Below are 13326 nucleotides of genomic sequence, written 5' to 3' on the forward strand. Positions count from 1 at the left end.
GCCACTCTCGGCAATACAATGAGAGTGGCGACTTCTTGATTTTTTATTGTGATTTAACCGATAAATCTTCAAATTCTTTCGCAATCCGCTCCAAAGCTTCTTTAATCACCGGCCGCGGCGACGGAAGGCAGATGCGCTGATACAGCAACCCTTCCTCTCCGAACATGCCGCCGTCTTCGAGCAATACATTGGCTTTATTGTAAATGCGGTCATGGATTTCTTCGGCATTGATGTTGTAGCCGCTGAAATCGAGCCATAAAACGTACGTCCCTTCCGGAATGTTGACTTTCACTTGTGGCATATTTTCTGCCAGGAACTCTTTGACGTATAGCATCGTACCGTCGATATATTCTTTCAGCTGCTCGAGCCAATCCTCGCCTTCATTGTAAACCGCAATCAATGCAGCAACGGTGAAAGGCGAAGGGAGCTGCATGCCCATTTCGGTAGCGAACGTGGCACGCAGGTCTTCGTTTTGAATAATGACATTCGTACAATGCAGACCGGCGACGTTAAATGTTTTGTTGATGGCAGTCAATGTAATGAGATTATCTGGATTTTCCACCGCTTTTGCCATTGGAATGAAAACCTGATCTTTCCGGATCAAATCTCCATGAATTTCATCTGCTACAATTAAGACATTATGGCGCTGACAGATTTCCGCCATTTTACGCAATTCTTCTTTTGTAAAAACGCGTCCGGTCGGATTATGCGGATGGCATAAGATGAACATTGTGGTCTTTTCATCTTTCGCTTTTTCTTCAAGATCTTCAAAATCGATGCTGTAATATTGGTTTTCATCTGCAATCAGCGCATTATTGACTACTACTCGCTCATTGCCTTCAATCGCGCCAGTAAACGGCGGATAAACCGGCCGCTGAATGATGATGCCGTCACCAGGTTTTGTGAAAGCCTTCACCGCCACATTCAGTGCATGGACCGTTCCCGGGCTGAAGACAATCTGCTCTTTTGTGACTTTCCAGTCATGGCGCTTCTGAAACCATGTGCTGATGGCTTCGTAATATTCTTCCGGAAACACCGTATAGCCAAAAATTCGGTGATCGACTGTTTTATGTAAGGCATCAATCAATGGCTGCGGCACCGGCAAGTCCATATCGGCTGTGAATAAGGGGATGGTGTCTTCATCATAGCGTTCCGTCAAGCCGAATTCTTTTATCAGGTCTGCTCCATCCCATTTCAAGGAATAAGTTCCTCGGCGATTGATGATTTCATCGAAATTGTATTTCATGTCATAACTTCCTTTCGTCCTTAATATGCATTCAGTGTAACGCAACTAGTCTTTCATTACCCGGCTTGGCGCCTTACTAAGCTTGAACCAGCTTTAGAATAGCCCTTTCCTCTTACAGTGAATATTCCATTGCAAGCGGCCAAAAGGCCAGAAAGTATCCAAGCAGAATCAGCATTGAAAAAACAGCTGCCCATAATGCATTTTCTCTGATTTCCTTTTTTCTGAAAACCGAAGCGAAAAATAACAGCAAGTTTGGAGATAATCCAATAATCGCAAATAGCAGCATGATATTAATCACTTCACTGCGCGGCGCGTCCCTGTTGCCGCTGCCCAGACCCATAATGGTCACCAAATACAAACAGATATGAAGAAAGATGAAACAGATATTGATAAAAAGATAGGTTTTAAATAATTTCACTGAGTTCTCCTTCTGCACTTTCACCGAAAATGCTAGTACTGCCTTGCCTCTACTTGAAATTCTGTTGTGCTTTTTGTATTCTTCAATATTTCCGTTGTAAATTCCTCTAAACTTTTTATGGTCCTATATTATTGAATTTGGCTGTACTTCCAGAATCGAAATAACTAGGCTTATTAAGATTAAAAATCGATTTAGAAGGGTATTCAATAAGGCAATTCAATTTACCTGAAAAGGAGAAATGCAGAATGGAATTTGTGACCTTAAACAACGGATTAAAAATGCCGCAGCTTGGATTCGGAGTTTGGCAAGTACCCGATGACCTGGCAGCAGACGCCGTAGCAAAAGCAATTGAAACAGGCTACCGCTCGATTGACACGGCAATGATATATAAAAATGAAAAAGGTGTCGGAAAAGCGATCAAGGATTCCGGCATCCCGCGTGAAGAACTATTCATTACGACAAAAGTCTGGAACAGCGATCAAGGCTTTGACAATACCATACAAGCTTACGAAGAAAGCTTAGAGCGTTTAGGCCTTGAGTACGTTGACCTTTATTTGATCCATTGGCCGACTCCTAATTTCGACCAATATGTCGATACATATAAAGCCCTGGAAAAGCTTTATAAAGATGGACGTGTCAGAGCGATCGGCGTCTGCAACTTTGAAATCGAACATTTGGAGCGCCTGCTGGCAGAATGTGAAGTAACGCCCGTGCTAAACCAGATTGAATGCCACCCTTATCTGGCTCAGAATGACTTAAAAGAGTTCTGTGCGAAACATGATATCTTCATCGAAGCTTGGAGTCCGCTTGACCAAGGCGGTGAAGTTCTCCAGGATGAAATTGTCCAGAAAATCGCTGAAACGCATGGCAAATCCCCTGCCCAAGTGGTCTTGCGCTGGCATCTGCAAAATAACACAATCGCCATTCCGAAATCCGTGACACCGTCGCGGATCGAAGAGAACTACCAAGTATTCGAGTTTGAGTTATCAGCAGATGAAATGGAACAAATCAATGGCTTGAACAAAGACCGCCGCAAAGGTTCACACCCAAATGAAATGCATATGAAGTGAGTAAAATAAAATTCAAAAAAGCCCGTCCTAGTAATAGAATGGGCTTTTTTGAATTTTAGATAATTATCCAAATAATGGATTAAGAACAAAATAGAATATTAAAGATTTTTTGCAGAGGTTTTGGCTAGATTAATATTATTTAAAATAACACCAATTAACTTACTGTCGGCTAGTAAAAGAGTCTCTTTTGCCTGAATCACATCCTCCTCTGTTGTTTCACCTGAATTTATCACCAATAGACTGGCATCACAGCGATTAGAAACTATTTGTCCGTCTGCAACAGCCAACAAAGGGGGAGAATCGAAAATGACTATATCATAAGAATCTTTTGCTTGGCGTATTAATTCCTCCATTCGACTTGCACCTAGCAGTTCCGCAGGATTAGATATCCCCGGACCACTGGTTATAAGTTCAAGCCTATCGACAAAAGTTTGTTGTATTACTTCTTCAAAAAGTGCCTGTCTAGTCAAATAATTGGATAATCCCTTATTATTGCGCAACTGGAAAATTACGTGTGTACTCGGTTTTCTCAGATCGCTATCCACTAACAATACTTTTTTTCCATCTTCAGCATAGACAGCAGCCAGATTGGCAGTCACTGTTGATCTCCCTTCTGAACTGACTGCTGATGTTATAACAAGAGACCGGAGTGGTTCATTAAGTGATAAGAAATTGATATTTGATCGCAACGCTCGGAATTGTTCAGATACAATTGAAGGAGTTTTGTCCGTAACGACTAGGTTTTCCCCTTCCGCTGCCAGTTTCTTCTTTTTTAGCATCCCGGTCAGGCCTCCTTCTCTTTCAGAGCAAGTTTTGATTTGGCTGAAGGTTTATCATCTGTAGTAATCGTCGAAATCATCGCAAGCACCGGAACATCTAACAGCCTTTTCACATCTCGTTGATTCTTTACAGTAGTATCTAAATAATCCAGGAGAAATGCAAGTCCCACACCCAATAATAATCCTACTCCTGCTGCTATAGCTAAGTTTAGCCATATATTCGGTGCTACAGGTGACTGATTTTCTTTCACTGTTGCCAAGGACAGAATTGTGACGTTATTTACATTCATTATTTCCTGTATTTCATCTTCAAATATATCAGCTATAGCGTTCACAATAGCTGCAGCAGTTTTAGGATCTTGGTCTCTTACAGAAATATCAATTACTTGGGATTCTGATGCAGATGTTACTATAATTTTTTCATTTAATTCTTCAACTGTCATATTCAAATTTAACTCTTCGATCACTTGCTCCAAAATTACTGGACTATTTATAATAACACTGTAAGTATTAATCAGTTGCAAGTCCGTCTCTATATCCTCATTAGCTAGAGACCCAACCCCTTCTCGGTTAACAAGAATTTGAGATGAACTTTCATAAACTGGTGTAAGCAAATAATATGAAACAGCCGCTGTCAAACTAATTCCAATTAAAAGTATAGTCAAAATCAATAAAAGCCTCTTTTTCAAAATATCAAAAACTTTTCGTAAATCTAAAGTCTCCTCCATAACAGAACCTCCTGTTATTATATTTCTAATTACAAATCAATTTGCTTGAACAAATTTTTTTCTGTTTTTGGTTACAATAAAAACGATTGTATTAAACGTTCTTACAGGAGACTGGCCAATGCAATCAAGTTTCTTTATATAATTCTCCCCTAGTCTTCTCTCGAAGAAAATCACATTTCTCTTCAAGTACTCATTGTCCTTCCAGTCAGGAAATCTATTGTAAATCAATTGCCGGGTTTTTTTCATTTTTCGATAAAATCCCCAAAAATTATATTTGAAAAACTGTAATTGCCTATACATATTTGACCAACAAAGTAATTTGACATATTGATAGCATAATCCTTTTCGATTCTCTCCATTCAAAGCACCCTGATCAATATAAAAACGATAAGTATCTTCCAGTACGCTATATATATCATTAATACTTGGTGAAACCGTTGAAAGAATACTTCCTTTCCGATTTTTTCTGTAATTATAAAGAGGCTGGTTAATATAAATATAATGGTCTATATAATGGAGTAGTTTATAAATAGTTCCTACATCTTCAAAAACTTGGCCTTTCGGAAATTTTACATTTTCAAACAATTTTGTTTTATAGACTTTATTCCAAGCGCCCGGTTGAACAGACCAAAGAACTTCAGCAAAATCCATGCCTTTTACTACTTGAGATACTCGTCCCTCTTCAATATCTAACCAATCAAAAATTATCATATCAGGTTGCCCTTCGATTGCCTCAAATATTTTTTCGAAAAATGGTGAACGAATAGAATCGTCGCTATCCAAAAATGCTACATAGGCATATTGGACATAGTCGAGCCCATAATTTCTGGCATCTGATAAGCCTCCATTTTCCTTTAATAAATAGAGAAATTTGGAATGAGAATCTGCATACCTCTTAGCAATTCTACCGGAGCTGTCTTTTGATCCGTCATCAACTAAGATAACTTGAATGTTCGGTAATTCACCCATACTTTCAATAACAGATAACAAGCATTCTTCAATATAATCTTCAACATTATAAATGGGAATGATCAAACTTAAACCATTAATTTTCTCCATTGGTTACACCTCCACTGAACTTCCTTACAGTACATCACAAATCGTCAGATTAAACACTTCGATAAACATCCCCTAACCTTTTCAACATCTGATTAATGGTAAATCGCTCGTTAAAAATCCTGTAAGAACCGTTTGACAATGAAGCCCATTTTTCTTTGTCATCAACTAAACTTTGTATAAAATGAAATACTCTTTGATGTTCATCACTTTTGAATAATAACCCATTATTTTCCCCTTCTACTAAGTCCCTATGCCCTGTAATATCAGATAATAAAAGTGGCAATTTATAAGACATAGCTTCTACTACAGCAAAAGGCAACCCTTCGTATTGTGAGGTTGAGAAATATAAGTCAGACTGCTCCAGAATTTTTTCTTTCTGTTTGACAAAACCTATGAATTCAATTTTATCTTCCAGCTGGTAACCCCTGATTCTTGCTCTGGCTTCTTCAAGATATCTTCCATTTCCAGCCCATATAAATTGGAGACTCGGGATTGCTTTAATCAAATCTCGAGCTATTTTAATAAATTCAAAAGGATTTTTCGGATCATCTACACGAGCTAAATTAACAATTGTAAAATTCCTTCCTCTTTTTTTAACAGATTTTATTTCCGGATTTTTTGTTCCATTTAAAATGACTAAAGATTTTTCTGGTGATACCAGATTATTTTCGATTGCCGCAATTTCTTCACTATATGAAACATGGATTATTAAATTAGCAGAGGCATTTATTTTTTTTTCAACAAATTTCACACTATATTTTTTGACTTTCCCCATATTTTTAAAGGAATAATACCCATGCGGTGTATAAATATAAAAAAGTCGCCTATTATAAAAAGCATACAAATAAATCACAATACCTGAAAAAGTACTATTTGCATGAATAATATCAATTTTATTGCTTTTTACTATCTGATTAAGCTTCTTAAATGCTTTTATTAATCTAAGTGGGGAAATTCCAAAAGACAAATTGTCGTCAATTAAATATTCTGAACTTATTTCTTCATTTTTGTCCAAACGTTTAGAACTTATAAAGGCTTTAATATGAACACCAGCAATCTGTTGCCGATTCAGCATAATCGTATCTATATATGTTTTTACGCCACCTCCATATGCTTCGGCCATTAATAATACATTTTTCAACTGGCTCACTCCTCTTCTTCTTAAAAGATTTTAGAGGCACAATATATTTAACTAAAAGGAATATTTAATTGTGTTGAAAGATACTCCTTCTTAGATGTAGTTATACGCTTTAAAAAAATTTCTTTTTTCTATAAGAGTGCTTAGGATTTTAAAAAAGTGCACCTGAATAAGCTAAACCAAGTCCTTTCTAGCTCATTATTTCATAAGGGTTTATTCCTAAGGTTCCTTGGGCAACTCTTATAACAAAATATAAAAACCAAAAGGATACACATACTATAGCCATAGTTTTAGGCATACTCATTAATGGTTTCCTTTTTTCACCATTTCCGTTTGAATAGATGGAATAAATAAAGTAATCGTAAAACAAAATAACCGCCGGATAAAAGTAAAGCTGCAATCTGTCAATTGCCTCAATTCCAGAGCCAGCATACAAGAATAAGAAAGCTAAATAATAATTAAGAGTAAATCTGTTAGAAATGCTTTTTGCTTGTTTTAAAGTGAGACTATAATATAAAAAAAAGTATTGGATCATCACCGGCATAAACTCTACTATGCCTTTTTCTTTATTTACACTAAAAAAGTACTCTGGTTGATTCACATATTTTTGGACATAAAAATTGAAGTTCATTAATATGCTTGTTGCTATATCTTTTGTAAATGGAGAAAAATAGCTGATTGCAGTAAAGATAAAAGCAACTATTACGATTGGTTTGTCAATTTTGATAAACCTCAAAAATATTAGTGGAAACATGTATACTGCACTAAAATGAAATTGTTTCGCTAGAAAAATTAACAATATATATAACAGCAAATCTTTCAGCTTAAATTGTTCCTTACGAATATAGTAAATTCCCAAAAAGAGAATCGAAATCGCGACTGCTTGCCTCATTCCATTTAAGACATAAAAAAAGTAGAATGATAAAACAAAAAAAGTAAAACTTACAAAAAAGTTATAACATGTTTTCTTTATAGCTAATAGATTAAATGTTATAAATAACCCTGTTATGATAAAAGTGAAAATAAGGAAATTGTTTTCTTGGCGCGCAAATTCATAGATAAGTATAATGAAAAAGTCGAAGTGTTCGGTGTATTTCCCGTTGACGTAAACCTCATAATACATAGAGTAATCTGTGCCAACATTCAAAGACCTAAATAATGCTAAAAAAAAGAAATAAACAATGATAGGAATTAGAAGAAAAAACCGGAAAATTTTTAAGTGCGTCAGCCCATTATTTTTATGGTGAAGAAGAGGAAGGTTGAAAAGAAAAATCATATATATCAAACTTCCTATTATTATATAGGCATACATTGAATCCCTCCCTCATCTAAAAGTATTAACCAGCTTTCAATAGTTTAATTTTTTTTACGATAGGGACAAGTAATTCATAGACGGTTTTCAATTCTGTAACTTTCTTAAATGTGCAACCAAGAATGTAAAAAACAAAACCACTGAAAACCTGAATGATTAACTCTAGCAGACTCCCATATGGCAATAGTTTGCCTATAATAAATACCACTGCCCCCATAATCATTGAAACAATATAAATTGGAGTTAAATCTTTTATCTGCTCCATAATGGGATAGGAAATTTCACTCGCAGAAAAATAAGTATTGATAAAAAGGGCGATGTAAGAATTCAATATTGCTAAACCAACTAATCCTAAAATCCCCGTCTCTAACCAGATGGCTAAAATAATCAAAACTGAAGCCACAGCTATCTTAATAATTTCTAAAATTAAAAACAAATCCGATCTTCCTTTAACTTGAAGAACGTTCAAGTTTATCGATTGAATGGGATAAAGCATTCCTGCTAAACAAAGAAGTTGGAAATAGATTACCATCGGCATCCACTGTTCCCCGAACACTAAAGCTATAAGTGGTTCTCCTACTGCCGCTAACCCGATCATTAAAGGAAATAAGACAAAAGCTGTAATTTTAATAGTTTTTCTATAAGTTTGCTTCAATCGCTCTTCCTCGTCTTGAATGCTGCTTAAAATAGGATATGCTACACGTTGGATAGTAGAAGTTAATGTTTGAGAAACCATATTGCTGAATCTATAAGCATTTGAATAATAACCTAATTGAACAGTTGAAAATTGTTTACCTATTATTAACGTGTAGATGTTTTGATATATTGTGTTTATCAGCACTGAAATAAGCAGCTTCCATCCAAAACTGAATAGTCTCCCAAAAGAAGATAAACTAAATATTAATGTTGGAACCCACCTGGTTGCCAATAATGAAAAAAAAGATTGTAAAACATTCATTATCAATACACGGGCTATTAAACTCCATACGCCAAAACCTTTCAAAGCCAAGTAGATTGCCACCATCCCTGATACTATACTTGTTGCAAAGTTAACTTTTGCTAATGTTTTATAATCTACTTCTCTAGCAAACATAACTCGAGGTATGATGCCAAATGAATTGATCACAATTCCTATAGCTAATACTCTTAAAATTAAACTTAGTTTAGGTTCTTCAAAAAATTCGCTCATTAACGGAGCGATCATAAATAAAATTAAATATATAAAAATGGAGACAGCCATATTAAAGAAAAAAATTGTGGAATAGTCTTTCTGTGTGACTTTCCGTTCTCGGATTAGCGCTTGACTAAATCCACTGTCTACAATAGAACTTGAAATCGCATTAAAGACAAGAACTAAACCTATTAATCCAAAGTGTTCAGGAAGTAACAGGCGCGCTAAAAGGACTTGAATTATAAATTGGCTTCCTTGATTAGCCAGTTTATCGCCAAAGCTCCAAAGCACTCCCCTAACCGCTTTCTTCTTTAATGTGCTTTGCGTTTTCATACATTTTCTCCTATTCCATAGACTTAAAAACTATATGCAATTAAAGCCAGTGAAATGATTTTAGAAGAGTATCCTGAATATAATTAATAAAAAATGCAATAAATTATTTTATTTTTTTAATTAATCAATACTAATTGCTTAGTTTTTTTCATTCTATCATATTAATCTTCTTAATTGTCGGATAATTTAGAAATCTAACGGATTTGTAGTGATACTTCCATTACGTTTTGTTTTATCTTCTGCGAAAATCTTACTTAACTTAAAATAGCCTTGCTAATAGAGGCTTTAAAGCATCTATTAGCAAGGCTATTTTAATAATCGGAAAATTGATTAGTCATTATTTTGTGGAATGAAATTAATTAATTTTTCTAAAGTTAGCCACTCTACGAATTGAAAATAAAAAGTTTATATTTTTATTCTTTTTTTTCTTTAAACACTAGATATAGTTTTCTTGAATATTCATAAACACCTAAGAAACGTAACAACTCACTTATTTTTTTCTTGCTTATATAAATCATATTTCTTTTCTTTCTTTGAAGGAAATGCTTAGTTTTATGCATATTAGATTTTAACACCTGGTTATCATTTACATAATTCATAATTGATTCTAAATCCATCTTATCCTTTTTTTCATTTCTATTTTTCTTGAACTTTGCTAAGTTCCCAAGGGTTATAAATTTTACATCTTTATATATAAAGTAATTTTCTGGATTAAATAATAAATCTTCTATACTTTTCTCATAAAATTTTAGAAACTCCTGGTGATTGTCGATTAGTTTTTCTTCAATGATTTTATGACTTTTTGAGATACTTAGAAAATCTATATCCTCGGAATTCCGTAATCCATACAAGGTCAGTGTACTACTTGAACCGACCAAAAAATTTTCCAGCAATAAGTCATTTTCAAAAATTTTATTTTTAAAAAGGTTAATTTTATTATTGAAATCCTTATAGTGTTCAGGTTTTCCCATGTTTAAAAAATTTATTGTATTATTATTTAATAAAAGATTTATAAGTCTTAAGGTCTCTTCTTCATTACCGGTTATATAAATTTCATCTTTTTCAAATTCATAAATATCTTTGATTCGGGATTTAATCCCAATATTATTTTCAAAACTTTTTGGTTCCAAAATATAAAGAGTTATAAATCCACCTTCATGATAGCAAGAACTTGTTTTGTGATAGGCTCCTGCATAATGGTTATCCATATTTCCAACCCATGGCTGTGATAAATAAATCTGATAAATAAACCTATATAAACCTTCATAAGTAAGCTTAATATTTTTTCTATATACAACTTTTCTTGATTCTAACATTTTCTTTTCTGCTTCTTTTCTTTTCCTGTCTCTTCTTACAGCCGGCCAAATACAAACTGCATAAATATTCTTCTTCAATTTACAATATTCCGCCACCATATAATCAATATATTTTTCTTCTAATAATCGTTCTTTAAAAAATTCCGGATTGTTCTTAATGTTTATATTCTTAAAACGAATAATAGGAACTTTTTGATTAAAATAAATCGCTATAGCGGATCTATGCGAACCATCCAATATTTTATTATCTACACCTACAGGAATCACTGAGATTTTTTCGTCAATACCATTTCGTTTTACTTCATCAATAAGATGATCAAAAACCTCAAAATATTTTTCAAGAGTATTTTTCTGAGCATTTCCTGCTTCAGTAAAATTACCGAAAGTAAATGCTTCGATGTGAGAAGCATATAGGTCTTTGACAAAGCTCAAATCATATCCTTTTTCTCTAAATTCAATATACTTAAGTTTAACAACTATATCGATCCTATCTATATTTAGCAGTTTTTGAGAATCGATTCTTTCAATGACGTAGGCTTGATTCGGGTCTATACTATATCTTTCACAAAAATAATCCCCTAGTAAAGCATTTAATGTCATCATATTCCCTCCTTCCTGAATAGGTTTAAAAGTAATTTTTCAGCTCCTTTTATCAGCGCACTCCCTATATTGAGTTACTATACATGCAATTTCTCCATGATTACTTTTTTATTTTTCTTAGAATTTTTCTCTACCGTAATTTTATAATTCTAAATAAATATTATCACCTATGCCCTCGATTAAATACACAATTCGGATTTTCGGAAATTTCTCTTGATTGTTTTTTACTTTTGATAGTTTGTTAAATTTAGTGTAACACTTCGTCCATGAGCGCTTCGTTAACTGTTCTCTGCTTCAGGCATTTCCGTGGCCGGTTGTTGATCAACTGCTGCGCCTTGTTCAATTCGGTTTCGCTAACGGTGCCGAAATCAATCTTCTTTCGAAAGAACTCATGTAGGAGCCCGTTGCCATTTTCGTTGCTTCCGCGCTGCCAGGAGGTATAGGGGTCCGCAAAATACACGCGAATGTTCAACTCCTTTTCAAGCGTAGGATAACAGCTGACTTCCTTGCCCCGGTCGGAGACGATCGTATCCAATTCCCAGTGACCGAACGCCTCCCGTTTCCGGACCTCTTTTGGCCGTTTTGCTATCGGTGTTCCGATGGTAAAACGGCCGCGCGTTTCCTGGTTTTCCCTTTGCCGAGGCACCGTTAGCAGCACCTGAAGCAGCCCTTCATAAATCCAGCGATAAATGGTTTTAAAGCAGAGGCTCTCTTCAAAGAGCCGGTTGGCAATCTGTTCCGGTGACCAGGTCTCTCTAAATTTCTTTTGGATGAGGGACAAGGTTTCTTCTGTTCCATGGGACTTCACGCCACAGCGCTTTTTCCTGCCCGTATAGGTTTCCTGAGCTGATTCCGCCTAGTAGAAACCCGCACGTTCGCAACGCTTCAATTCACGCGAAACGGCAGAAGGACTGCGTCCCAATTGGCGGGCAATTTCACGGATGGAGTAATTCAAATCCGCTAAGGTTTCTATTTTGACGCGTTCGGATATGGTAAGATGGACGTAGTTCATGACAGAACCTCCGTGTAGTGTTGGTGTGGTAACTTACATTTTACACGAATCTGTCATTGGGCCCTTTTTGTTTTCAGGGTGTTGCACTTAATATTACAATTCGTCTTTTATTAAAAACCATAAATCTTTTAAAACAGTAGAACCGTCTCGTACATTCACCAGTTTTGGATACCGAGCTTTTGCGTTTTAAAAATATTTGAAAGAAATGGTTTTTCTCATTATTAAGCTTCAATTGATAAGGGACTTCCTTCTAAACAAAAATCCTTGCTTTTCCTAATTGCAAAAAAAGAAATAGTAAATCCTGTATACCCAAATAATTATTTGAAAAATTAAAATGCCTTTTAATACAAGTAGTAGAATGAGATAATAGACCTAAATACATTTACCTAGAGGTGTTTATGCCATTTTTCTTTTTAATTCTCATGATTATAGCAGCAGCAGTCTTAAAATCACCGCTCGTAAAAGGTTTTTTCGGAGAACTTGGAGTCCGTTTCGCTTTGAGGAAACTCGATAATGAAGATTACAAAATCCTCCACAATATCACGTTAAGTGATGGCAGCAAAACTACTCAAATTGACCATGTCGTTATTGGCAGGAACGGCATCTTTGTCATTGAGACGAAAAATTACCAAGGCTGGATTTTCGGTTCTGAAAAAAGCGCAAAGTGGACGCAAACCATTTACAAATCCAAAAAGCAATTCCACAATCCCATCCGCCAAAACTATGGCCATATCAAAATGCTTGAACAGCAATTCCCGGGATATCAACATCCGATGGTTTCCATCATCAGCTTTTCAAGCAATAGTACGTTAAAAAAAGTGGACATTCAGTCTTCACACATACATGTCCTTCATACAACCGGCATCGTAAGGGCAATTCAATCCTATAAGGAATCTCTGCTCACCAAACAGGCGATCGCCGCTTTTGCAACTCACCTTGAAAAAGCCAATATCAAAGATTCGAAAGCGAAAAAGCAGCATGTCCAGACCATCAAAGAAACGCAGCAAAAGAAAAAAGGCCAACTCTTCGCAAACATCTGTCCCAATTGCGGTGATCCACTCGTTACAAGAACCGGAAAACACGGCACGTTCAAAGGCTGCTCGTCTTTTCCAAAATGCCGGTTTACTGCATAAGACATTTCTTA

General features: G+C 35.4%; 11 protein-coding genes and 1 pseudogene. 2 read left to right on the forward strand and 10 right to left on the reverse strand.

Features of this window, described 5'->3' with window-relative positions; translation table 11 throughout:
- Window positions 1–43 precede the first annotated feature (43 nt).
- On the reverse strand, window positions 44–1246 hold the full coding sequence (locus ACSFXN_RS00645; protein WP_437148271.1) for a MalY/PatB family protein: 1203 nt from the start codon (window positions 1244–1246) through the stop codon (window positions 44–46).
- Between the two features lie 112 nt (window positions 1247–1358).
- Window positions 1359–1664, reverse strand: coding sequence for a hypothetical protein (locus ACSFXN_RS00650; protein ID WP_437148272.1), 306 nt, complete (start codon window positions 1662–1664; stop codon window positions 1359–1361).
- A gap of 245 nt (window positions 1665–1909) precedes the next feature.
- Here ACSFXN_RS00650 and ACSFXN_RS00655 point away from each other — a divergent pair, with 245 nt between their 5' ends.
- Window positions 1910–2734: an aldo/keto reductase gene (locus ACSFXN_RS00655; RefSeq protein ID WP_437148273.1), complete on the forward strand. Its 825-nt coding sequence runs from the start codon at window positions 1910–1912 to the stop codon at window positions 2732–2734.
- A 98-nt stretch (window positions 2735–2832) separates the two neighbouring features.
- On the opposite strand, the gene ACSFXN_RS00660 is transcribed toward ACSFXN_RS00655, so the two are convergent.
- From ACSFXN_RS00660 to ACSFXN_RS00695, 8 genes and pseudogenes are all read right to left on the reverse strand, one after another.
- Window positions 2833–3513, reverse strand: a complete 681-nt coding sequence (locus tag ACSFXN_RS00660; RefSeq protein WP_437148274.1) for a CpsD/CapB family tyrosine-protein kinase — start codon at window positions 3511–3513, stop codon at window positions 2833–2835.
- Window positions 3514–3518: 5 nt separating this feature from the next.
- Window positions 3519–4241, reverse strand: coding sequence for a YveK family protein (locus tag ACSFXN_RS00665; RefSeq protein ID WP_437148275.1), 723 nt, complete (start codon window positions 4239–4241; stop codon window positions 3519–3521).
- Between the two features lie 36 nt (window positions 4242–4277).
- Window positions 4278–5300, reverse strand: a complete 1023-nt coding sequence (locus ACSFXN_RS00670; RefSeq protein ID WP_437148276.1) for a glycosyltransferase family 2 protein — start codon at window positions 5298–5300, stop codon at window positions 4278–4280.
- A gap of 49 nt (window positions 5301–5349) precedes the next feature.
- Window positions 5350–6441, reverse strand: a complete 1092-nt coding sequence (locus ACSFXN_RS00675) for a glycosyltransferase (RefSeq protein WP_437148277.1) — start codon at window positions 6439–6441, stop codon at window positions 5350–5352.
- 187 nt (window positions 6442–6628) lie between these two features.
- Window positions 6629–7750: an EpsG family protein gene (locus tag ACSFXN_RS00680; protein ID WP_437148278.1), complete on the reverse strand. Its 1122-nt coding sequence runs from the start codon at window positions 7748–7750 to the stop codon at window positions 6629–6631.
- A 25-nt stretch (window positions 7751–7775) separates the two neighbouring features.
- Window positions 7776–9254: a lipopolysaccharide biosynthesis protein gene (locus ACSFXN_RS00685; protein ID WP_437148279.1), complete on the reverse strand. Its 1479-nt coding sequence runs from the start codon at window positions 9252–9254 to the stop codon at window positions 7776–7778.
- Between the two features lie 413 nt (window positions 9255–9667).
- The gene (locus ACSFXN_RS00690; RefSeq protein ID WP_437148281.1) at window positions 9668–11170 is read right to left on the reverse strand and encodes a hypothetical protein; all 1503 of its coding nucleotides are present in this window, start codon (window positions 11168–11170) and stop codon (window positions 9668–9670) included.
- Window positions 11171–11417: 247 nt separating this feature from the next.
- Window positions 11418–12182 (reverse strand): annotated as a pseudogene (locus tag ACSFXN_RS00695) (IS30 family transposase).
- 398 nt (window positions 12183–12580) lie between these two features.
- On the opposite strand from ACSFXN_RS00695, the gene ACSFXN_RS00700 reads away from it, so the two are divergent.
- A complete protein-coding gene (locus ACSFXN_RS00700) occupies window positions 12581–13315 on the forward strand; it encodes an NERD domain-containing protein (RefSeq protein ID WP_437148282.1) in 735 nt (244 codons plus the stop codon).
- The last annotated feature ends 11 nt before the right edge of the window (window positions 13316–13326 follow it).

It is taken from the genome of Planococcus sp. 1R117A (genome assembly GCF_051417975.1).
In the GTDB taxonomy this organism is placed as follows: domain Bacteria; phylum Bacillota; class Bacilli; order Bacillales_A; family Planococcaceae; genus Planococcus; species Planococcus shenhongbingii.